The organism is Streptomyces longisporoflavus, from assembly GCF_014649775.1.
In the GTDB taxonomy this organism is placed as follows: Bacteria; Actinomycetota; Actinomycetes; order Streptomycetales; family Streptomycetaceae; genus Streptomyces; species Streptomyces longisporoflavus.
Window position 1 is genome coordinate 569,255 of sequence record NZ_BMTR01000003.1, and the last position, 22,912, is coordinate 592,166.

General features: G+C 70.4%; 18 protein-coding genes. 8 read left to right on the top strand and 10 right to left on the bottom strand.

The window, feature by feature from the left end; translation table 11 throughout:
• Positions 1-15: 15 nt before the first annotated feature.
• The 4 genes from IE226_RS09100 to IE226_RS09115 form a co-directional block, all read right to left on the bottom strand.
• A complete protein-coding gene (locus IE226_RS09100; protein WP_190080505.1) occupies positions 16-1,266 on the bottom strand; it encodes an MFS transporter in 1,251 nt (416 codons plus the stop codon).
• Positions 1,263-2,630 carry a GH1 family beta-glucosidase gene (locus IE226_RS09105; RefSeq protein WP_190080506.1) on the bottom strand — a complete coding sequence of 456 codons (1,368 nt, stop codon included), beginning with the start codon at positions 2,628-2,630 and terminating at the stop codon, positions 1,263-1,265. The genes IE226_RS09100 and IE226_RS09105 overlap by 4 nt, the downstream gene beginning before the upstream one ends.
• Before the next feature lie 98 nt (positions 2,631-2,728).
• A complete protein-coding gene (locus IE226_RS09110) occupies positions 2,729-2,995 on the bottom strand; it encodes a protealysin inhibitor emfourin (RefSeq protein ID WP_190080507.1) in 267 nt (88 codons plus the stop codon).
• 37 nt (positions 2,996-3,032) lie between these two features.
• Positions 3,033-4,103 (bottom strand): M4 family metallopeptidase, encoded by a 1,071-nt coding sequence (locus IE226_RS09115; RefSeq protein ID WP_190080508.1) that lies wholly within the window; start codon positions 4,101-4,103, stop codon positions 3,033-3,035.
• A 297-nt stretch (positions 4,104-4,400) separates the two neighbouring features.
• On the opposite strand from IE226_RS09115, the gene leuA reads away from it, so the two are divergent.
• From leuA to IE226_RS09140, 5 genes are all read left to right on the top strand, one after another.
• The gene (gene leuA, locus IE226_RS09120) at positions 4,401-6,128 is read left to right on the top strand and encodes a 2-isopropylmalate synthase (protein WP_190080509.1); all 1,728 of its coding nucleotides are present in this window, start codon (positions 4,401-4,403) and stop codon (positions 6,126-6,128) included.
• A 196-nt stretch (positions 6,129-6,324) separates the two neighbouring features.
• Positions 6,325-7,059 carry a TerB family tellurite resistance protein gene (locus IE226_RS09125; protein ID WP_190080578.1) on the top strand — a complete coding sequence of 245 codons (735 nt, stop codon included), beginning with the start codon at positions 6,325-6,327 and terminating at the stop codon, positions 7,057-7,059.
• 170 nt (positions 7,060-7,229) lie between these two features.
• Entirely contained in the window at positions 7,230-9,317 is a 2,088-nt protein-coding gene (locus IE226_RS09130) for an MMPL family transporter (RefSeq protein WP_190080510.1), read from the top strand.
• Between the two features lie 72 nt (positions 9,318-9,389).
• A complete protein-coding gene (locus IE226_RS09135; protein WP_190080511.1) occupies positions 9,390-10,631 on the top strand; it encodes a sensor histidine kinase in 1,242 nt (413 codons plus the stop codon).
• Entirely contained in the window at positions 10,628-11,305 is a 678-nt protein-coding gene (locus IE226_RS09140) for a response regulator (RefSeq protein ID WP_190080512.1), read from the top strand. Before IE226_RS09135 ends, IE226_RS09140 begins: the two co-directional genes overlap by 4 nt.
• Before the next feature lie 223 nt (positions 11,306-11,528).
• Here the strand turns inward: IE226_RS09140 and IE226_RS09145 are convergent, their stop codons facing one another.
• From IE226_RS09145 to IE226_RS09165, 5 genes are read right to left on the bottom strand one after another with little or no spacing between them, the layout of a single operon-like run.
• Positions 11,529-12,464, bottom strand: a complete 936-nt coding sequence (locus IE226_RS09145; RefSeq protein ID WP_190080513.1) for a dihydrodipicolinate synthase family protein — start codon at positions 12,462-12,464, stop codon at positions 11,529-11,531.
• Complete coding sequence (locus tag IE226_RS09150; RefSeq protein WP_190080514.1) at positions 12,461-13,510, bottom strand: oligopeptide/dipeptide ABC transporter ATP-binding protein; 1,050 nt, start codon at positions 13,508-13,510, stop codon at positions 12,461-12,463. The genes IE226_RS09145 and IE226_RS09150 overlap by 4 nt, the downstream gene beginning before the upstream one ends.
• Positions 13,507-15,516, bottom strand: coding sequence for a dipeptide/oligopeptide/nickel ABC transporter permease/ATP-binding protein (locus IE226_RS09155; RefSeq protein ID WP_190080515.1), 2,010 nt, complete (start codon positions 15,514-15,516; stop codon positions 13,507-13,509). The genes IE226_RS09150 and IE226_RS09155 overlap by 4 nt, the downstream gene beginning before the upstream one ends.
• A complete protein-coding gene (locus tag IE226_RS09160; protein ID WP_190080516.1) occupies positions 15,516-16,475 on the bottom strand; it encodes an ABC transporter permease in 960 nt (319 codons plus the stop codon). Before IE226_RS09160 ends, IE226_RS09155 begins: the two co-directional genes overlap by 1 nt.
• Positions 16,476-16,529: 54 nt before the next feature.
• A complete protein-coding gene (locus IE226_RS09165; protein WP_190080517.1) occupies positions 16,530-18,173 on the bottom strand; it encodes an ABC transporter substrate-binding protein in 1,644 nt (547 codons plus the stop codon).
• 160 nt (positions 18,174-18,333) lie between these two features.
• Here IE226_RS09165 and IE226_RS09170 point away from each other — a divergent pair, with 160 nt between their 5' ends.
• Together IE226_RS09170 and IE226_RS09175 are read left to right on the top strand one after the other, a co-directional pair.
• Complete coding sequence (locus tag IE226_RS09170) at positions 18,334-19,062, top strand: FadR/GntR family transcriptional regulator (protein ID WP_190080579.1); 729 nt, start codon at positions 18,334-18,336, stop codon at positions 19,060-19,062.
• Between the two features lie 29 nt (positions 19,063-19,091).
• Complete coding sequence (locus IE226_RS09175; RefSeq protein WP_190080518.1) at positions 19,092-20,969, top strand: beta-galactosidase; 1,878 nt, start codon at positions 19,092-19,094, stop codon at positions 20,967-20,969.
• Here IE226_RS09175 and IE226_RS09180 read toward each other — a convergent pair whose 3' ends face one another.
• Positions 20,970-21,971 (bottom strand): nitroreductase/quinone reductase family protein, encoded by a 1,002-nt coding sequence (locus IE226_RS09180; protein WP_190080519.1) that lies wholly within the window; start codon positions 21,969-21,971, stop codon positions 20,970-20,972.
• A 341-nt stretch (positions 21,972-22,312) separates the two neighbouring features.
• On the opposite strand from IE226_RS09180, the gene IE226_RS09185 reads away from it, so the two are divergent.
• Positions 22,313-22,831 carry a GNAT family N-acetyltransferase gene (locus IE226_RS09185; protein WP_190080520.1) on the top strand — a complete coding sequence of 173 codons (519 nt, stop codon included), beginning with the start codon at positions 22,313-22,315 and terminating at the stop codon, positions 22,829-22,831.
• Positions 22,832-22,912: the final 81 nt, after the last annotated feature.

The following is a 22,912-nucleotide window of genomic DNA, read 5'->3' on the forward strand; positions in this document are numbered from 1 at the left end:
GGGTGGTCGCTCCCGCTACTCCACGCCCCTGATCCGCGTCACCAGGAGCGCCCCCGCCAACCCGATCCCCGCCGCCACCAGGTACAGCACCCGGTAGCCGCCCAAGTGCGTCACGAGCGGGGCCGCCAGGGCGGGGGCCGCGACCTGCGGCAGGGAGTTGGCGATGTTGATGACGCCCATGTCCTTGCCGCGGTCCATGGCCTTCGGCAGGACGTCCGTCATCAGGGCGAAGTCCACCGACGTGAAGACGCCGAAGCCCACGCCGAGCACCGCCGCCGCGACGATCGCGCCCGGCCACGTCTGCCAGCCGGACAGCAGCGCCGTGGCCACCGCCATCAGGACGCCCGACCAGAGCACGAACGGCTTGCGGCGGCCCACGCGGTCCGACCAGACGCCGCCCACGACCACCGTCGCGAGGAGCGTCACGCCGTTCACCGCCGTGAGGATGAGTACGCCCTCGTCGGGGTCGGGGTAGTGCAGGCGGTCGCGCAGGTAGTAGAGGAGATAGAGCAGGACCAGGGCGTTGCTGAGGTTGATCAGGAAGCGGGTCAGCCAGGCCCAGCCGAGGTCCGGGTAGCGGCGCGGGCTCAGCCAGAAGGAGCCCGCGAACGACCGCCACGCGAACGGCGGCCTGTCCCGGGGCGCGAGGCGCGGGTCCCGGTGGCGCAGGACGTACGGCAGGACCCCCGCAAGGGTGAACACCGCGCACGCGGCATACCCCGCCCCCACACCCCCGGCGGCCGTCGCGAGTCCCGTCCCCACCACCACGCCCAGGATCTGCGCCGCCCCGAGCCAGCCGCCCACCGCGCCCCGCTGGAGCCGCGGCACCCGGTCCGGCACGGCAGCCGTGACCGCGGCGAACGCGGCGTTCAGGGTGAGCTGGACCAGGCACCAGCCCGCCGCCATCCACCACACGGACCCCGCGGCCGAGAGCAGCAGGAGCGCCGCCGCGCCGCCCGCCGTGCCCGCCACGATCCACGGCGTGCGCCGCCCGAAGCGCGACACCGTCCGGTCCGAGAGCGCGCCGAAGAGCGGGTTAGACGCGAGGGACACCACGGCCCCCACGCCCGTCACCCACGCCAGCACCGTCTCCTTCGACGTGCCGGCCGGTGCGAGGTCCTCCGCCTGCAGCGCGAGGAGGATCTGCAGCGGGCCGTACCAGCCGACCCAGATCGCCCCGTTGGCGAGCGAGAGCGCGGCCGTCCAGCTCCGCCCGACCCGCCCGGCCGGCTCGCTCAGCGCGTCGTCGACCGGCGTCGCCGTCATGCCCGTTGCGCCCGCAGCGCCTCGCGCAGCCACTTGTACGAGGCTTTCGGTGTGCGCGTGAGGGTCGTGCGGTCGACATGGACGAGACCGAAGCGCTGCCGGTATCCCTCGGCCCACTCGAAGTTGTCCATCAGGGACCAGACGAAGTAGCCGCGCACGTCCACGCCTTCCGTCAGCGCCCGGTGCACGGCACGGACATGCCCGTCGAGGTAGTCGATCCGCCGCTGGTCGTCGAGCCCCTCGTACGAGCAGCCGTTCTCGGTGATGACAAGGGGCGGCAGCCGGTCGCCGTAACGGTCGCGGAAGCCGGTCAGCAGCTCGGTGAGCGATTCCGGGACCACCGGCCAGCCGAAGTCCGTCACCGGCCGGCCCTCGATCTCCCGCACGGAAAAGGGGAGTTCGGGCGGGAGCGTGAGTCCGGAGAACTCCGTCGGCGCGGTCGTCGCGGGGAGCGGCGCGCCCACTTTCGTCGGTTGGTAGAAGTTGATCCCGTACCAGTCGACCGGCTCCGCGATGATCTTCAGATCAGCCTCGACGTCGCCTTCGCCCGCCAGCAACTCCGCGATCACGTCCGGGTACCGGCCCAGAATCAGCGGGTCGGCGAACAGGCGGTTGAGCAGGACGTCGTAGAAGTCCGCGGCCTGAGTGTCATCGGGCGAGGCCGACGCCGGCCAGGTGGGGCCGTGCGAGTTGGCGATGCCGATGTCCGTGACGCCGGCCGCGCGCAGTGCCCGTACGGCCAGGCCGTGGGCGAGGAGCTGGTGGTGCGCCGCCGGAAGGGCGCCGAACATGAGCTGCTCGCCCGGCGCGTGCTGACCGAGCGCGTGACCGAGGAGAGTGTGCTCGGCGGGTTCGTTGAGAGTGATCCACTTCTTGGCGCGGTCACCGATGCGGTCGGCGACCACGGCCGCGTAGTCGGCGAACCGCCCGGCGGTGTCCCGCCGCAGCCAGCCGCCCTCGTCGGCGAGCGCGAGCGGCGTGTCCCAGTGGAAGAGCGTGGGGACGGGGCTCACCCCCGCCGCGCACAGCTCGTCGACAAGACGGTCGTAGAAGTCCAGGCCCGCGGAGCTGACCTCGCCCGCCCCGCTCGGCAGCACCCGCGGCCACGACACCGAGAAGCGGTACGCGTCCGCCCCCAACTCCCGGACGAGCGCGACGTCTTCGCGGTAGCGGTGGTAGTGGTCGCAGGCGACGGCGGCCGTCGTGCCGTCCTTCACCCTGCCGGGCACCGCGGTGAACGCGTCCCAGACCGAAGGCCCGCGCTCGTCGACGGCCCCCTCGATCTGGTGAGCCGATGTGGACACCCCCCACAGGAAGCCGCGGGGGAACTTGGGTAGTGGTTCGCGCGCGTCGCTCGCTGCCATGGGCGCGATCTTCCGTACGGGCGCGCACGGAAGTCAATGGGCGTGCCTCAGAAAAGGTGAACACCGCTCAAGTTTTTTTACGCGCCCTCCGTCAGCCGCTAAGCGCCCTCCTTCAGTACACGCGTGATCAGCTTCCGCTGCGGATCGGTGAGCCGCGGATCCGAGCAGTACACCGTGTGTCCGTCGACGGTGAGCTGGTAGTTGAAGCCGTCCGGCACCCCTATCGGCGGCGTGCTGCGGCCCTCGGCCACGGCCTCTTCGGCCAGGGCCTGCCACTCGTGGGCATCGGGCAGTCCCGAGGTGTCGATCTCGGCGTGCCGCTCGATGCCCGCGAATCCTCCCGTGCGCTTCACCTGGATACGCATGGATCCTGTCTACTCCATGGGGAGGCCGGTGGGTAGGTCAGTTTGTGGGCACCCCGACCTGGGACCACGCCTTCAGGACGGCTCCGTGCTCCTCGCCCTCGCCGTACTTGTCGCGCGCCGCGGCCACCGTCAGCTTCGCGAAGTCCGCGAAGGAGGCGTCCTGCGCCAGCCGGCCGCCGGTCAGGACGGCGTACCAGATCTGTCCGGCCCGCTCCCACGCGTTGCCGCCGAGCGCCTCGGCGAGCAGGTAGAAGGCGTGGTTGGGGATGCCGGAGTTGATGTGCACGCCGCCGTTGTCGCGGCCCGTGCGGACGTAGTGGTCCATGTCGGCGGGCTGCGGGTCCTTGCCGAGCACGTCGTCGTCGTAGGCCGTGCCGGGGGCCTTCATGGAGCGCAGCGCCTTGCCCGTGACCCGCGGGGCGAGCAGCCCCGCGCCGATCAGCCAGTCGGCGTCGGCGGCGGTCTGGCCGAGCGTGTACTGCTTGATGAGCGAGCCGAAGACGTCGGCGAACGACTCGTTCAGGGCGCCGGGCTGGCCGAAGTAGGTGAGGTTCGCCGTGTACTGCACGACCCCGTGCGTCAACTCGTGGCCGATGACGTCCACGGGAATGGTGAAGTCGAGGAAGATCTCGCCGTCACCGTCGCCGAACACCATCTGTTCGCCGTTCCAGAACGCGTTCCCGTACTTCTCGCCGTAGTGGACCGTCGCGTTCATCGGCAGACCGCTGCCGTCGATGGAGTTGCGCCGGTACGTCTTCAGGTACAGCTCGAAGGTCGCGCCGAGGCCCGCGTACGCGCGGTTGACGGTCGCGTCCTTGCCGGGGCGCTCGCCCTCGCCGCGGACCTTGCGGCCCGGCAGCTCGGTCTTGTGCTTCGCGTCGTAGATCGTGCGGTGCGGTTTGTCCTGCGCCGCTTCCTTGGGCAGCGAGACTGCCGGGGCGCCGATGACCGTGGTCAGCCGGCGGCGGGTGCGCTCGATCGAGTCGCGCTCAAGGGTGCGCCGAGCGGGACCTGCGAGCGTGGCGTCGTCACTCTGGGCCAGAGTGTCGAGCACGTGAGGCGGAATGATGGTGCAGAAGACAGGCTCGAAGCCTGGATTGGCGGTCATGGCGGCAATGTGGCACTGGGTCATGCCGCTGTCACTACCTGCCACCATGATTAGTGAAATAGAGGTATTGAACACCTCTTACCCGTTACCTGAAGACGATCCCGCATACTGATACGGAACCGCGCGGACAGCGCGGCTCGGCTAGGCTTCGGAGCATCATGCGTTACGGGCTGCTTCTCCTTAGCTGCCGCGGCGAGGGCCTGTAGTCGAGGCCGACCCCCTCCCCGCGGAGTTCGGTGTTGCTCGCACAGCGACCGTCGGCCGTCCTTAAGGACACTCCCGAGGAGCCCCCGCATTATGGCGATCAAGCCCAATCTGCAGCGTGCCACTTCCATGCCGGTCCACAAGTACGGCCAGTACGACCAGGTCGACATCCCCGACCGCACGTGGCCGGACAACCGCATCACGGTCGCTCCCCGCTGGCTCTCCACGGACCTGCGTGACGGCAACCAGGCGCTGATCGACCCCATGTCCCCGGCGCGCAAGCGCGAGATGTTCGACCTGCTCGTCCGCATGGGCTACAAGGAGATCGAGGTCGGTTTCCCCTCCTCGGGCCAGACGGACTTCGATTTCGTACGGTCGATCATCGAGGACGGCGCGATCCCGGACGACGTGACGATCTCCGTGCTGACGCAGGCCCGTGAGGAGCTGATCGCCCGCACCGTCGAGTCGCTGGTCGGCGCCAAGCGCGCGACCGTCCACCTGTACAACGCGACCGCGCCCGTCTGGCGCGAGGTCGTCTTCCGCGGCTCGAAGGACGCGGTCAAGCAGATCGCCGTCGACGGCACGCGCCTGGTCATGGAGTACGCCGAGAAGCTGCTGGGCCCCGAGACGGTCTTCGGCTACCAGTACAGCCCCGAGATCTTCACGGACACGGAGCTGGACTTCGCCCTGGAGGTCTGCGAGGCCGTCTGTGACGTATGGCAGCCCGCCGAGGGCCGCGAGATCATCCTCAACCTGCCCGCCACGGTCGAGCGCTCGACGCCCTCCACCCACGCGGACCGCTTCGAGTGGATGTCCCGGAACCTGACCCGGCGCGAGCACGTGTGCCTGTCCGTCCACCCGCACAACGACCGCGGCACCGCCGTCGCCGCCGCCGAACTGGCCATCATGGCCGGCGCCGACCGCATCGAGGGCTGCCTGTTCGGCCAGGGCGAGCGCACCGGCAACGTCGACCTGGTCACGCTGGGCATGAACCTCTTCTCGCAGGGGGTCGACCCGCAGATCGACTTCTCGGACATCGACGAGATCCGCCGCACCGCCGAGTACTGCAACCAGATGGAGATCCACCCCCGCCACCCGTACGCGGGCGACCTCGTCTACACCGCCTTCTCCGGCTCCCACCAGGACGCCATCAAGAAGGGCTTCGAGGCCATGGGCATCCGGGCCGAGCAGCAGGGCAAGACGGTCGACGAGATCGAGTGGGCCGTCCCGTACCTGCCCATCGACCCCAAGGACGTCGGCCGTTCGTACGAGGCCGTGATCCGCGTCAACTCGCAGTCCGGCAAGGGCGGCATCGCCTACGTCCTGCAGAACGACCACAGCCTGGACCTGCCGCGCCGCATGCAGGTCGAGTTCTCCAAGATCATCCAGACGAAGACCGACACCGAGGGCGGCGAGGTCACGCCGGACGCGATCTGGGACATCTTCCAGGACGAGTACCTGCCCAACCCCGCCAACCCGTGGGGCCGCATCCAGGTCAAGAACGGCCAGACGACCACCGACAAGGACGGCACGGACACGCTGACCGTCGAGGCGACGGTCGACGGCCAGGACACGGTCCTGACCGGCACCGGCAACGGCCCGATCTCGGCGTTCTTCCACGCCCTGCAGGGCATCGGCATCGACGTACGGCTCCTGGACTACCAGGAGCACACGATGAGCGAGGGAGCCTCCGCGCAGGCCGCGTCGTACATCGAGTGCGCGATCGGCGACAAGGTGCTGTGGGGCATCGGTATCGACGCGAATACGACACGGGCGTCGCTGAAGGCCGCTGTTTCCGCGGTCAACCGCGCGGCTCGCTGACCAGCGCCGCACGCCGGAAACACGCACCGCGCAAGCGCCGGACGGGCTCGAATGGGTCCGTTCGGCGCTTTTGCGTGCCCCCGTGTCCAGGACGTCTACCGGCCATCTCTGGCCCGGGGTGCTGACGTCACATCAACAATGTGGCTAACATCACGCCCAACACGGCAATGTCGCCGGGGCGTTACGGAGGTGCGTGGTGCTGCCAGATCGGGAACGAAACGGCCGGGAATCCCGCATTTTCGCCACGCCCGTTTCGCGCGGGCGAGTCCTGCGAAGGCGTGTGATCGGCGTGCATACGGCCTGGACCACCGTCGGGGACGGCGAGTTCTTCTGCCCCGGCTGCGGCGGTGACCGCAACTACCAGCGCCGGACCGGCCGTCGCCGCTTCGTCCTGCTCGGTCTCCCGGTCCTGCCGCGCGGCGCCGCCGGACCGATCGTCGAGTGCGCCGCCTGCGGCGACCACTTCGGCACGGACGTCCTCGACCACCCGACGACCACGCGGCTTTCGGCCATGGTGCGCGATGCCGTGCACACCGTCGTGCTCGCGATCCTCGCCGCGGGCGGCACCTCCTCGCGCACGACGCTCGACGCGGCCGTCGGCGCCCTGCGCGGCGCCGGCTTCGACGACGCCTGCGAGGAACAGCTCGTCGCGCTCGTCGAGGCGCTCGCCGCCGACACCGGCCGCGCGACCGTGCCGGACTGCGGGCCCGGGCTCGCCATAGAGCTGCACGAGGCGCTCGGCCCGCTGGCCCCGCACCTCGCCCCGGCCGGACGTGAGGCGCTGCTCATCCAGGGCGCGCGGATCGCGCTCGCCGACGGCCCGTACACCCCCGCCGAGCGCGAGGTGCTCGCCACCGCGGGCGACGCGCTGACCATCGGCGCCGACGAGGTGACGCGGCTGATGGTGGCGGCACGGACCACGCACTTCTGACCGCCGCCGGGTCCCGGGCGGGCCGCATCGCCGTACTCCCGCGGGAGTAACGCGGCCCCCTCGCCTCCCCGCGTCGTACGCGACAACTCGCCCTCGCGCCCGACGGCTCGCGCGGCCCCCTCCGGAAGGGTTGGCACCGAACCTGCCAGCCTGCCGGAAGGAGGCCCGTCATGCGGGCCGAACAGACCACCGCACGACGGCGACGAGCCGTGCCCTGGGTGTTCCTCGCCCTGTGGATCGGCGTCATCGCGCTCGCCGGGCCCTTCGCGTCGAAATTCGAGGACGCCCAGCAGGACCGCGTCGTCGACTACCTCCCCGCGAGCGCCGACTCCACCCAAGTGGCCGAGATACAGGACCGGTTGCCGGGCGGCGAGGCCACCGAGCTGGTGCTCGTCTACCACCGTGACGGCGGCCTGACCGCCGCCGACCGCGAGACGGCCGCCGCCCAGGTCGCCGAGATCGCGCAGGCCCACAAGCTGACCTCCGCCCCGCGCGCCGTACCGGCCGGGGACGGCACCACGCTGATGTACCCCGTGGCCAGCACCGAGCCGGGACAGGACGAGAAGGCCAGGGACGCGCTCGTCGACGACGTACGCGAAATCGCCCACGGCGGAGGCGGGTTGAGCGTCGACGTGGGCGGCTCGGGGGCGCTCGACACCGACGCGGGCAAGGTCTACGACTCCCTCGGCGGGCCCCTGCTCTACACCACCGCCGGCGTGGTCGCGCTCCTCCTGATCCTCATCTACCGCAGCCCCTTCCTGTGGCTCGTCCCGCTCGCCGTGGCAGGCGTCGCCGACTACCTGGCGATGGGCGTCGCCTACGGACTGCACGAAGGCTTCGGTACGTCCGTCACCGGCCAGAGCGGCGGCGTGATGACGATCCTCGTCTTCGGCGCGGGCACGGACTACGCACTGCTCATCGTCGCCCGCTACCGCGAAGAGCTGCGCAGGATCGAACGGCCCTACGACGCGATGGTCGCCGCGCTCAAGGGCTGCGGCCCCGCCGTGCTCGCCTCGTCGGGGACGGTCGCGGCAGGCCTCCTGTGCCTGCTCGCCGCCGACCTCAACAGCAGCCGGGGCATGGGCCCGCTGGGCACGGTCGGCGTGCTGTGCGCGCTCGTCGCGATGCTGACGCTGCTGCCCGCGCTCCTGATCCTGCTCGGACGGCGCGTGTTCTGGCCCCTCGTACCCGCCTTCGGCAGCCTGCCGAAGCAGCGGCGCAGCCTCTTCTCCATGATGGGCAGCTCGGCGGGGCGCAGGCCCCTGACCGTGCTCGCGGGCGGCGCCGTGCTGCTCGGCGCGCTCGCCCTGGGGACGCTGAACCTGCCGGGCGCGCTGAAGCAGGAGGACTCCTTCACCAAGACGCCCGACTCCGTCGCCGCGATGCAGACCCTCGCCGAGGCCTACCCCGAACGCGGCGCCCAGCCCATCACCGTGATGACCCCCGAAGACCGCGCCACCGCGACCCTCGCCGGCATCGAGGGCACGAAGGGCGTGGACAGCGCGGAGAAGGGGCGTACGGCGAAGGGCTGGACGGAGATCTCCGTCATCGCGGCGTCCGCGCCCGAGTCGGCGGGGGAGACGGCGACGATCAAGGCGCTGCGCGCGGATCTGGACGGCTCGTACGTCGGCGGATCCAGCGCCCAGCAACTCGACCTGAAGGACACGAACGAGCGTGACCGCCTGATCATCGTGCCGCTGGTCCTCGCGGCCGTGATGCTCATCCTGGTCGCCCTGCTGCGGTCACTCGTCGCGCCGCTGATGCTGCTCGCCGCGGTGGTCGCGGTGTGGGGCGCCTCCCTCGGCATCGCGGGCCTGGTCTTCGAGCCGATCTTCGGCTTCGAGGGCACGGACCCCGGCCTCGGCCTCCTCTCCTTCGTCTTCCTCGTCGCACTGGGCGTCGACTACGGCATCTTCCTGATGCACCGCATGCGGGAGGAGTCCCTCGCCGGGGCCGAGCCAGGGGACGCCGCACTGACCGCGCTGCGCACGACCGGCGGCGTCATCGCCTCGGCGGGCCTCGTCCTCGCCGCGACGTTCGCGGTGCTCACCAACATGCCGCTGGTGGCGCTGGTCGAGCTGGGCTTCGTGATCGCGATCGGGGTGCTCCTCGACACGTTCCTGGTCCGGACGTACCTGGTGACGAGCGCGAGTGTGGCGCTCGGGCGCAAGGTGTGGTGGCCGGGGAGCCTCTCCCGCCCGGCGGCGGCAGAAGGCCGGACTCCGGAGCCCGAGCCGCAACGGGTCAGCGCCTCTTGACCGTTGGCCTCTGAACGCCTCAGGGTGCCCCTTCGATTCCGGAGGGGCACCCACGTACGGGAGGATGCAGCCGTGGGGGACACACCGCAGGTTCACCAGAGGGCGTCCGCGCCGCCCGGCCTGCCCGCCTTCGGCAGGGCCGCGCCCGGCAGCCGCCGCGCCCTGCGCGACGACGCGCTGTTCGCCGCGGCGCTCGCGGTGCTTTCCGCCGTGCTCGCCGTTTTCTTCGAGGACGGGCGGCGGCCCGATCTGCTCGGGTGGACCCTGCTGCTCTGCGCGCACGTGCCGCTCGTGTGGCGGCGGAGCCGTCCGCTGCTCGTGCTGCTCGCCGTCATCGCCTTCGTCGCGCCGTACCACGCCACCGACTACACGCACACGGCCGCCGTCCCGGTGGGCATGGTCGCGCTCTACACCGTGGCCGTGTCGGGGCGCCCGCGCCGCGCCCTGATCACCGGCGTCCTCGTCGTCGGCGTCACGCTGACCGTCAACGCGAGCATGGAGCCGCACCAGGTGACCGAGGTCCTCAGGATCTCCGGCTGGATCGTCTCCGTGCTGCTGCTCGGCGTGTACGTGCGCATCCACCGTCAGTACGTCGCCTCCGTACTGGAGCGCGCCGAGCGGGCGGAGCGTACGCGCGAGGAGGAGGCCAGGCGGCGGGTCGCCGAGGAGCGGCTGCGGGTCGCCCGTGACCTGCACGATCTGCTCGCGCACAGCATCACCCTGGTCGGCGTCCAGACGTCCGTCGCGGCGCACGTCCTCGCCGCCGATCCGGAGCGCCTTGACCGGGCCGCGGTGGCCAAGGCCCTGGACGACATCGCCGACACCTGCCGTGCGGCGCGGGGGGAACTCCGGGCCACGTTGCAGGTGCTCAGGGCGGCAGGCCCCGGCGGGGTCGAGGCCGACGAGACGCGGGGCCCGCTGCCGGGGCTGGACGGCCTCGCTGATCTGGCGGCGGCGGCACGTACGTCGGGGGCCGAGGTCGAACTCGCGGTACGGGACGTCGGCGCGCCGCCCGCCGTGGGTGCGGCGGCCTACCGCATCGTGCAGGAGGCGCTGACCAACGCGGTGCGCCACGGCGGTCCGGGGCTCACCATCCGGGTGGGGATACGGGAGGAGGGCGCGGCGCTGCGGGTGAGTGTCACGGACGACGGGCGAGCCGTCGCGGAGCCCTCGCACACGCCGGGGTTCGGACTTGTGGGGATGCGGGAGCGGGCACGGAGCGTGGGGGGAACGTTGGAGGCGGGGCCTCGGGAGGGCGGGGGATTCGGAGTGTCGGCTGTGCTGCCGCTGGCGGCCGGGGGGACTGTGCTGTGACGATTCGTGTGCTGCTTGCCGATGATCAGACCCTGGTCAGGGCGGCCTTCGCGATGCTGGTCGAATCCGCCGCGGACATGGAGGTGGTGGGGCAGGCGGGCACCGGGCGGGCGGCGGTCGATCTCGCCCGCTCGGAGCGTGCCGATCTCATCGTCATGGACATCCGGATGCCGGACCTGAACGGGATCGAGGCGACGCGGCTCCTGGCGCGGGACGAGGATCTTGCCGGGGTGAAGGTCCTGATGCTGACGACGTACGACACGGACGAGCATGTCGTCGACGCGTTGCGGGCCGGCGCTTCGGGGTTCTTGGTGAAGGACACGAAGCCGGCGGAGCTGCTGGAGGCGATCCGTACCGTGGCGGCGGGGGACGCGCTGCTTTCGCCCGGTCCCACCTCCCGGCTGATCGCCCGCGTACTGCGCGCGCCGGAGCCCGCGGCTGCGGGGGAGGGCGGCCCCGAGGGGCTTTCGGAGCGGGAGCGGCAGGTTCTTTCGCTGGTGGCGCGGGGCCTGAACAATTCCGAGATCGCGGAGACGCTGGGGCTGAGCCCTTTGACCGCGAAGACCCATGTCAGCCGGATCATGGGCAAGCTGGGGACCAGGGACCGGGCGCAGTTGGTGATCGTGGCCTATGAGTCGGGGTTGGTGCGGCCGGGGGTGGAGGGGGGTGGGTAGGGGCGGTCCCTACGGGGCTCTCCCCAATCCCGCCCCTTCCCGAAACCAAGGGGCTCCGCTCCCTGGACCCCCGACAAGATGTCCTCAAACGCCGGACAGGCTGGAAGATTTAGCCCGTCGTGGGGGTCCCCCCTGCTCTTTAAGAGCTTGGGGGAGTTTGAGGACGAACTCGGCGGAGCCGGTGATGGCGGTGCGCGCAAGGCCCCCGCGTCGGCGAAAACCCCTACAACAACCCCGCCCCCGCCAAAAACTTCCCCACCCGCTCAACCTCTCCGGAGGAGAGCGGCACCTGCGGCTCCGCGGTCGCCGGACAGGCGATCACCCCCCGCAAGAACAGCGCGGCCTTGAACGCCCCCAGCGCCGACGAACTACCCCCCATCCGCCCCGCGTCCCCCACCCGCACCATCCCGAACAACCCGCACAGCCGCTCCTGCTCGGCCCGCGCCAACGCCCACTCCCCCTCCCGGCAGTAGCGGTAGAGCCGCGCATACCCCTCCGGGTCCACGTTCCCCAGGCCCGGCACCACCCCGTCCGCCCCCATCCACAGCGCCGCGTCCACCACCGTCTCCGAACCCGTGAGCACGCTGAACCCCGGCACATCCGCCCGCCCCCGCGCGCCGAGCACCGCCTCCCGGAAGTTCCCCTCGTCCCCGCTGGAGTCCTTGAGCCCGGCAAGGACACCCTCCGCGGCCAGGTCCAGGACCAGTTCCGCGGTCAGCTTGGAGTGGACCGAGACAGGGAGGTCGTACGCGAAGACCGGTACCGGAGAGCCCGCCGCCACCAGACGGAAGTGGCGCGCCACCTCCGCCGGATGGGTGCGCGTGTAGAAGGGCGCCGTCACCACCACCCCGTCCGCCCCCGCGGCCGTCACCGCACGCACCTGGTCGAGGGCCCGCGGCGTCGTCATGTCGATCGCCCCCGCCAGGACCGGGAGCTGGCCGCCCACATGGCCCGCCACGGTGTCGATCACGACCTTCCGCTGCCCGTCCGTCAGGTACGCCGTCTCCGACGACGAACCGAGCACGAACAGGCCGTCCACCCCGCCCGACACCAGATGGTCGACCAGCCTCACGAGTGACGCCGTGTCCACCTCGCGCTCCGGTGTCAGGGGAGTGCAGACGGGGGGTACGACACCGGTCAGCGGGGTGGGCATGGTCATGGATTCTCCCTGGGGCTCGCGTCCGTGGCGGCGGACTGGATCACTAGCTCGTGCGTGGACTGGCCGTCCCGCACGGGGTGGTGGCAGCGGTAGCGGTGTCCTGATCCTTCCGTAGAGGCGAAGTCGGGCATGGCGGCGGCGCAGGCTTCGTCCGCCTTCCAGCACCTCGTACGGAACGGGCAGCCGCTCGGCGGTCGCGTGGCCGACGGCACCGGGCCGACGAGCGGGATCGGGTCGATGGGGTCGAGGAGGCCGGGTGTCGCGGAGAAGAGCGCCCGGGTGTACGGGTGGCGTGCCCGGTCCAGGATCTCCTCCGCCGGGGACTCCTCCACGATCCTGCCCAGATACATCGTGATGACCCGGTCGCTCATCCTGCGTACCGTCTGGATGTCGTGCGAGACGAAGACGAGGGCCAGACCGAGCCGCTCCTTCAGGTCAAGGAGGAGGTTGAGGATCTGGGCGCGCACGGAGACGTCGAGCGCGCTCGTCGGCTCGTCCGCCACCACCAACTCCGGTTCGAGCGCCAGCGCGCGGGCGATCGCCACGCGTTGGCGCTGCCCGCCCGACAGCTGGCCGGGCAGCCCGTCCGCAAGCACCGTGGGCAGGCCCACCAGAGACATCAACTCGCGCACGCGGGAGTCGCGTTGGGACGCCGGTCCCATCCGGTGGACGTCCAGGGGGTCGCGGAGGATCTGCCTCACCGTCAGCCTGCGGTTCAGCGCCGTCGACGGGTCCTGGAAGATCATGCCGGTGTTCCTGCCGATCGCGGCCCGCCGCTCGGCCGGCCGCATCGCCCACAGGTCCCGCCCCCGGAACGACACCGAGCCGGACGTGGGCCGCTGCACCCCCACCAGCACCTTCGCCAGCGTCGACTTCCCGCACCCCGACTCGCCCACCACGCCCACGGTCTCGCCGGCCGCGATGGTCAGATCGGCGCCGGTCAGGGCATAGACCCGGTCACGCGAGAACAGTCCGCCCGAGCGCGCCCGGTGCACGACGTGCGCGTCCTTGAGAGAGATCAGGTCACCGGGCTTTTCGGCGGTCATTTGAGGGCCTCGCTTCCCCTGGGCTCCGGCACGCTCGGCGGCTGCTCCGCCGGATGGTGGCAGGCGATCGAGTGCCGTGGTCCGCCGACGAGTTCGGGGGCCGTCGTGCGGCAGACCTCGCTCGCGAGCGGGCAGCGGTCCGCGAAGCGGCAGCCCGCGGGGAAGTCGGCGGGCGAGGGCACGACGCCCTTGATCTGGGTCAGGCGTTCCGCCGCCGATTCGAGCGAGAGCACCGAGCCGAGCAGGCCGCGCGTGTAGTGGTGCGACGGCGCCTCGACTAGGTCCGCCGTCACGCCCGTCTCGACGATCTGGCCGCCGTACATCACCACCACCCGGTCGGTGACGTCGGCGACGAGGGCCAGGTCGTGCGAGACGAGGATCAGGGCGAAGCCCAGCTCCTCGCGCAGCCGCAGGAGGAGCTGGATGACCTGGGCCTGGACCGTGACGTCCAGGGCCGTCGTCGGCTCGTCCGCGACGATCAGTTTCGGGTCGCGGGAGAGCGCCATCGCGATCAGGACGCGCTGGCGCTGGCCGCCGGAGAGCTCGTGCGGGTAGCTGCGCAGGGTGCGCTCCGGGTCGAGGCCGACCAGTTCGAGGAGCTCGACCGACGTGCGGCGCCCTCCTCTTCGTACGACCTGTTTGAGCTGGGCGCGGACCGTCATCGCGGGGTTCAGGGACGACAGGGCGTCCTGGTAGATCATCGCCATGTCGTGGCCGAGGAGCCGCCTGCGGGTGCGCATCGGCATGCCGAGCAGCTGCTGCCCGTCGAAGAGGACTTCACCGCTGACCCTGGCACCCTTCGGCTCCAGGCCCATCACGGTCAGCGCCGTAAGAGATTTGCCGCAGCCCGACTCGCCGACCAGGCCGAGCACTTCACCCGGTCGTACGTGGAAACTGATGCCGTCGACGATGTCAACGCCGCCGTGCCGGGCTTCGAAGCCGATCGCGAGATCGGAGACGGTGAGCACCGGCTCCCCCTCCGGCAGGGGGCGGGCGCGCGAGCGCAGGCGCCGGGCCGCCTCCGTCAGGCCCGGCAGCTGAAGGACCTCGCCGCTGCCCGGCTCGGGAGCTTCGAGCGGGTCCTTCCGGTCCTCGCGGTTTTCTGGGCGGGCCGCGCCCGGCATGTCGCGCGTCGCGGGCGCCGCCCACGCGTCCGACACGCCCTCGGAGAGGATGTTCAGGGCGAGGACCGTGACCAGCATCAGGAGGCCGGGGAAGACCGTCGCCCACCAGCCGCCGAGCAGCACCATGTTCTTGCCGTCGGCGATGACGCTGCCCCAGGACGGGTCCGGAGGCCGTACGCCCGCGCCGATGAACGACAGCGAGGCCTCGAAGACGATGGCCTCGGCGACCTGCACCGTGCAGAACACCAGGATCGGCGCCGCGCAGTTGATGGCCACGTGCTTGATCAGGATGTGCGGGGTGCGCGCGCCGACGATGCGTTCGGCGACGACGTAGTCCTCGCCGTACTGATCCATCACGTTCGCCCGCACGACCCGCGCGATCGGTGGTGTGAACAGGAACGCGATGGCGCAGATCAGGACGACGATGCCGCCCCCGAAGACCGCCACGAGCACGGCGGCGAGCGCGATGCCGGGAAACGCCATGACGATGTCCAGGCACCGCATCAGCGACTCGTCGACCGCCTTGCGCGAGGTCGCCGCGATCGCGCCGAGCACCGCGCCGACGATCAGGGCGAGCAGTGTCGCCCCGAGCCCGATCGCCAGGGACCAGCGCGCCCCGTACATCAGCCGGCTCAGGATGTCCCTGCCGAGGCTGTCCTGGCCCATCCAGTGGTCGGCCGACGGGTGTCCCGTGCCGTCCACCTGCGGCTGCTGGTCGAGCGGGTCGTGCGGGGCGAGCAGCGGCGCGAAGAGCGCCACCAGGACGACCACGCCCACGACGCCCACCGCGATACGGGAAAGGACGGGGAGGCGGCTCAGTGAGCGCAGCCGGATGCCGGGCCGCGCGAGCCGCTCGGTCGCGGCCTTGCGAGACATGATCATCAGGCGGCCCCCCTCAGGCGCGGATTGACCAGCAGGTGGAGGATGTCCAGGACCAGGTTCACGACCACGAACCCGACGGCCGTCGTGATGACGACCCCCTGGACGACGGCCGGGTCGCCGTTCTTCACGGCGTCGATCATCAGCTTCCCCATGCCGGGCAGCGAGAAGATCGTCTCGATGACGACCGCGCCGCCGAGCAGATAGCCGACGCGCAGGCCGAGCACGGTCAGCGGGTTGATGAGGGCGTTGCGCAGGACGTTGCGGCCGACGACCACGACCGGCGGCAGACCGCTGCCGATCGCCGTCCGTACGTAGTCCTTGTCGAGCTCCTCGACCACGGCGGTACGGATGATGCGCGTGAGCCCGGCGGCCACGGGCAGCGAGAGCGCGAGAGCGGGGAGCGTCATGGTCTTCAGCCAGCCGGTGAAGGAGTCGCCGGGGTTGACGTATCCGCCGGTGGGGAACCAGCCCGCCTCCACCGCCAGGTACTGGATCATGAGCAGCGCCAGCCAGAAACCGGGGGCCGCCACGCCGGTCAGCGAGATGACGCGGATGATCTGGTCGGGCAGCCGGTCGCGGTAGATCGCGGCGGTCACGCCGAGCAGCAGCGAGATGACCACCGCGATGCCGAGCCCCATGAAGGTCAGTTGCAGGGTGAGCGGGAGCGCGGTGGTGACCTGCTCCACCACCGGTGAGCGGGTGAGCACGCTGATGCCCATGTCGCCCTGCACCAGATCGCCGACGAAGGCGGCATAGCGCACCGGCAGCGGATCGAGCAGGCCGTTCTCCTCACGGAACTCGTGCAGCTGCTCCGGCGTCGGATTGGCGCCCTGGAAGAACGCGGACGCCGGATCGACGTCCGAGAATCGCATGACGAGGAAGACGAACAGGACGATGCCGAGAAGGAGCGGGACGAGCAGGGCGAGTCGGCGGGCCAGGATTCTGACGATCGCGGTCACGTCTGGGTGACTCCCAACGACGGTGCTGACGGTGCTGACGGGGCGCTGGCGGGGCTAGTCGGCCCACTTGGCCTGGAGGAGATTGATGCCGGGGTAGGGCTGGGCCTTGATACCGGTGAGCTTCTTCGGGTCCCAGGCGGTCATCAGCTCGTTGTGGACGACCGGGTAGATCACCGCCTGCTCGGCGACGGTGTCGATGTAGTCCTGGACCATGGCCTTCTTCTTGGTCGCGTCCGGCTCGCGCGTCGCCTGGTCCATGTCCTTGAAGAGCTTCTTGGCGACCGAGTTGTCCGCCCAGCGGGCGTAGCCCATCCACAGGTTCTCGGGGCCGTAGTTGTAGTGCATGATCAGGTCGGGGTCGATGCCGAACTGGTTGGGGTTCGATGCGGCCGCGACGATCTGGTAGTCCTTCTTCTGGTCCATCTTGGTGAAGACGGCCGTGGTCTCCTGCGGGTCCAGGGTCGTCTTGACGCCGATCGCGTCCCACGAGGCCTTGATGGTCGGCAGGCAGTCGACGATCCAACTCACGTTCACCGCCATGAGGTTGATCGACAGGTCCTTGACCCCGGCCTCCTTCAGGAGCGCCTTCGCCTTCTTCGGGTCGTACGCGTAGACCGTCTTGGCGGGGCGGTAGGCCGGGTTGGACTCGTTGAGGAACGAGGTCGACGCCTTGCCGTGGCCCTTGAGCGCGACCTCGATCATCTTCTCGGTGTCGATGGCGTAGTGCAGGGCCTGGCGCACGCGTACGTCGTCGAAGGGCTTGTGCGCGGTGTTGAACATCAGGAACAGGTTGTTCATCCCGGCCCCGCCCTCGACGGTCAGCCCGCCCTTCGTCAGCTGCTCGATGTTGGCGTACGGGATGTTGTCCGAGATCTCCGAGTCCGCGCTGCCGCCGGAGATCTTCGCGACGCGGGGAGCCGCGTCCACGATGGTCAGCCAGTTCATCTTCTTGAAGGCGGCCTTGCGCGGGCCGTTGTAGTCGCCGAAGGCCTCGAAGGTGGTGTTCGACTTCGGGTGGTGCGACGCCTGCTTGTACGGACCCGAGCCGACCGCCTTGCCCTTGGTCGCGTCGTCCCAGGCGCCGGGCTTCGAGAAGACGTGCTTCGGCATGATCTTGGCGAGGGAGAGCCGCGCGAGGCCGTCCGGGAAGGGGAACTTCAGGGTCAGCTCGACGGAGGTCGCGTCGACCTTCTTGACCCCCTTCAGCCAGCTCTCGAAGAAGCCCTTGGCCAGGGTCTGCGTCTTCGGGTCCAGGATGCGGTCGAAGACGAAGACCACGTCGTCGGCGGTGACGGGCTTGCCGTCGTGCCACTTGGCGCCGGGCCGCAGCGTGAACTTCCAGGTGGTCGCCTTGTCGTCGGCGGGGATCTCCGTGGCGAGCGCGGCGTAGGGCTCGCGGGTGATGGGGTCCGTGTTGAGGAGGCCCTCGTAGATGTGCTCGTTGCCGGCCATCGCGAAGGCGGACGCGGTCTGGGTCGGGTCCCAACTGCCGTCGTTCCCATAGCCGATGACGGCGGTGAGGGTGGAGTCACCGCCCTCGCCGCCCCCACCGGCCTCGTTCGTGGACTCGGGCCCCGAGCAGGCGGAGAGCGTGGTGGTGACGGCGGCGGCGGCGCCCAGCGCACCGGTGTACTTGAGGAAGGACCGGCGGTCGGGGGCGGGTCCGGTGGAGGCGAGGCTGCTCTTGTCGTCGCTCACTGTGTCTCCCTTGAGAGATCCCACGTCCTACGTCATGGTGGCGTGGTGACCATAAGAGCGCCGGGAAGGCCGGTCAAGAGATCGCGCACGGATCCGAATTCGGCTGGTCACAAACGATGTTGGTCCGGAGGTGGGACGTGGGATGTCATCCGTGCCTACGATGTGCCGCATGCCTCAGGAGCCAGCCCGAGCACGGCGTGTGGGCAGCCAAGTCCAGCGCGAGATCATGCAATTGATCCTCGACAGAAGACTCCGTCCGGGCGCGCTGCTGCCCACCGAGACCGAGCTGACGGAGGAACTCGGGGTCAGCAGGAACTCGGTGCGCGAGGCCCTCAAGGCACTCCAGGCCCTGGACATCGTGGAGATCAGACACGGCTACGGGACGTACGTCGGGCAGGCGTCGCTGACACCGCTGGCGGACGGACTCACGTTCCGGGCGCTGCTCCAACTCTCCGACGACACGCACGCGCTGGCGGAGATCCTCCAGGTCCGGGAGGTCCTTGAGGAGGGCCTGGTGCGCCGGGTGGCGGTGCGGCTCACGGACGAGGAGCTGTGCCGACTGGAGGCCCTGGTACGCAAGATGGAGGAGTCGGCGGGCGGGGGCGCGGCCTTCCCTGAGCTCGACCGCGAGTTCCACGAGACGCTCTACCGCTCCCTGGGCAACGAACTGGTGCCGCAGCTGCTCGGCGCCTTCTGGAACGTCTTCAACCGGGTGGCGGGCGTACGGGGTTGGGCGCGTGACCCGGCACCGGACGTGACGGTGGGCAGGCACCGGGACATCGTGACGGCGCTGCGGGCGCGGGACGTGGAGCGGGCTCAGCGCGCGATGGCGGACCACTTCAGGGGGATCGCGGCGCGGTCCGAGCAGGGGGCGAGGGGTGTGGGGTGAGCGCGGCGCACGAGAGATCGAGGAGTGCGATGAGACTCGGTCACTTCTATGACCGGGTTACGTCGCTGGGGTACGGGGGTGATTACAACCCCGAGCAGTGGGGCCCGGAGGTCCACGCCGAAGACTCCGAGCTGATGCGCGAGGCGGGCGTGAACCTCGTGACGCTCGGCATCTTCTCCTGGGCGAAGACGGAGCCGGCCCCCGGCGCGTACGACTTCACCTGGCTCGACGGCCACATGGACCGCCTGGCAGAGGCGGGCACGGCGGTCAGCCTCGCCACGATGACGGCGTCCCCGCCCCCGTGGCTGACGCGGCTCCACCCGGAGACCCTGCCGGTCCTCGAAGACGGCACGCGCCTGCACCCCGGCTCGCGCCAGCACTGGTGCCCGTCGAGCCCGGTCTACCGCCGCCACGCGGTGCGCCTCACGGAACGCCTGGCCACGCGCTACGGCACACACCCCGCCCTCGCGCTCTGGCACATCGGCAACGAATACGGCTGCCACATCTCGCGCCACTGCCACTGCGAGGTGTCGACGGCGGCGTTCCGTACGTGGCTGCGCGAGCGGTACGGGACGGTAGGAGCCCTCAACGAGGCCTGGTCCACGGACTTCTGGTCCCAGCGATACGGCACGTTCGAGGAGATCCACACCCCGCGCAAGGCCCCTTCGTTCCGCAACCCGGCCCAGCAGCTGGACTACCGGCGCTTCTCGTCGGACGAACTCCTGAAGTGCTACCTGGCGGAGAAGGAGATCCTCACCCGCGTCACTCCGCACATCCCGGTGACGACGAACTTCGTCCCGGTGGCGAAGACCCTTGACCTGTTCGCGTGGGCCCCGCATCTGGACGTGGTGGCGTACGACTCGTATCCGGACCCGCATGACCCCGATGCGCTGCACCGGACGGCGTTCTCGTACGACGTCATGCGCGGCCTGAAGGGCGGGCAGCCCTGGCTGCTCCTGGAGCAGGCGCCGGGCGCGGTGAACTGGCGTGAGCGCAACGGCAGGAAGCCGCCGGGCCGGATGCGCCTGGACAGCTGGCAGGCGGTGGCGCACGGCGCGGACTCCGTGCTGTTCTTCCAGTGGCGGCAGTCGCGCGGGGGCGCGGAGAAGTTCCACTCGGCGATGGTGCCGCACGGGGGCCGGGAGACGCGGATCTTCCGCGAGGTGCGGGAGCTGGGCGCGGAACTGGCCGGATACCCGGAGCTGCTCGGCTCGACGCCCGAGCGGGCGGACGCGGCGCTGCTCCTGGACTGGCCCAGCTGGTGGGCCCTGGAACTGGACGCGCACCCGAGCGCGGACGTAACGCTCCTGGACGCGGCCCTGGCCCACCACAAGCCGCTGTACGACGCGTCGGTGGCCTGCGATGTCCTGCCCGTGGACGGAAACTTGACCGAGTACCGCCTGCTCCTGATCCCGAACCTTTACTCGGTATCAAAAGAGACCGCGGAACGAATCTGCTCCTACGTACGAGCGGGCGGCACCCTGGTCATGTCCTACTTCTCAGGGATCACGGACGAACACGACCGCGTCCACCTGGGCGGCTACCCGGCCCCGTTCCGCGAGCTGCTGGGCCTCCGCGTGGAGGAGTTCGACCCGCGCCCGGACGGCACGTGGTCTGAGGAGATCCACTTGGAGGGCGCGGAGGCGGTACGAAGGTCCCCCGACGGCACCCCCACGGCGACCCGCCACCCCTACGGCGACGGCACGGCCTGGTACCTCGCCACCCGCCCCGCACCGAACGAGATGCGGGAACTGCTGGACAGGGTGCGGTCGGAGTGCGGGGTGACCCCTGTCCTCCCGGACCTGCCGGAGGGGGTACAGGTGCGGACGCGGGTCACGGCGACGGGAGAGCGGATGCACGTGCGGATGGATCCGCGGGCCCTCTCGGTGGAAGTGATCCGCGATTGATCACTCCCTCTCGCCCGCCGGGCCGCCGGCCGGTGGCCACGGGACGTCCGCGAGGAGGGGGAGGACGGAATCTTCCTCGTAGTCGAGGTGGGCGTTGAGCTCGGTCGACATCTCCTCCAGCTCGGCGCGGAAGCGTTGCGGGTCGGCGATGGCGATGCCGGAGAGGAGGGTGACCAGGTCGTTCTGGATGCGGGCGACCGTGCGGTGTTCCTTGGCAAGGCGGTCGAAGACGTCGCCCAGGTGCGGGTGGTACTGGGCGATCCCCGGGAACAGGTGCGCGTCCTCGCTGACGTGGTGAAACTCCAGCGCCTGGCAGAAGGCCAGACACCGCTGCCGGATCTGTAGCCCGAGGCTGGGGGCCGGGGGCTCGCCACCGTCTGCGGCGGGGTGAGCCTCGCCTGCGGCGCGGTGAGTTTCGCGTGCGGCGGAGTGGGCCTCGCGTGCGGCGAAGTGGGCCTCGACCTCTGCCCTCACCTGCCGCAACTGGTCCCGTAGCCAGGTGTGGACCTCCATGAGCTTGTCGGCGAGGGTACGGATCTCGCGGGGTGCCACCCAGCCGTCGGGCTCGGCGCGCTCCAGCACGATGACCGGCAGGAGCCGAGTGGTCCGGTCCTGGTACTCGCCGTATCCGGGCTCCTCCCTCACGATGTGCGCGAACAACTCGTCACGCCGAGCCCCTTCGGCGGGGACGGCGAGGGCCTCGAACTGCCGGCTGCCGATCTCGACGGTCACCACGGGGTGGGCGAGGAGGTTGTGGTACCAGTCGGGGTGCCGGGGGCCGCCGAGGTTGGACCCTACGAGCAGGAGCGAGTCGCCGTGGCGGACATAGCCGAGGGGAGAGGTCCGAGAGGTCCCCGACTTGGCGCCGGTGGTCGTCAGCAGGAGCAGGTTCCCGCCTTCGAAAGGGCCGCCGACTTTGCCGCCGTTGGCACGGAACTCATCGATGACGGATTGGTTGAAGGATGCGGGAGCAGGGTTCTCGGACGTGCGGTTCGTGGGCATACGGGTTCTGCGTCTCCGGGAGATGTGGGCATGCCGTCCGTGCGGCAATGCTGCCGGGGCGTGTGAAGTCGTGAAGTCGTGAAGTGTGAGAGGGAATGACGTGCGGAGGTAGGCGCTACGTCATGTCCAGGGCGCGGAGTATGAACTCATGGCGTATCCCTTGGTGAAGGGTGCTCGCCCGATCGCCGACCGGCCCACTGCTCATTGGCCGGCGCCACGCGGCACCGCCCCTATTACAAGCATCGGGCGTTCGCCTGTCAACGCAGACGTTCGATCACGCCGCTGCCGGCGTCGGCAGAAATCCCGGAGCGCCTTTCATGGCCGCGGGCTAGCGTTCGGCCATGCCCGAACTCCAACGCCTGCGGCCCGACCATGCTCCCGCCCTGCTCGCTTTCGAGCGCGAGAACCGGGAGTACTTCGCGAAGTCCGTCCCTGACCGAGGCGACGCGTACTTCGCCGAGTTCGACGCGCGGCACGCGGCGCTGCTGGCCGAACAGGGTGCTGGGTTGTGCCACTTCCACGTCCTGGTGGACGGGGACGGGGCTGTCGTCGGGCGGGTCAATCTCGTCGACGTGGCGGACGGCGAGGCCGAGCTCGGCTATCGCATCGCCGAGGGCGCGACGGGGCGCGGGCTCGCCACGGCTGCGGTACGGCAGTTGTGCGGGGTCGCTGCTGCGGAGTACGGGCTCACTGCTCTGCGGGCGGCGACGTACGCGGACAACGCGGGGTCGCGGGCGGTGCTTGAGCGTGCGGGGTTCACGCTGACGGGCGTGGAGCCGCTACTGCCCGAGGGGCGGTCGGAGGCCCACTACTTCCGGGAGCTCCGCAGCTTCCGGCCGGGCGGCGCTGACGGGCGTTGAGGCTCGGGGAGGGCGGGGGGTCATGTCCCGCTGGGTGGTGTAGTCACGGCGGCTGTTTTGCTTCCGGTTGTGGGGGCGATC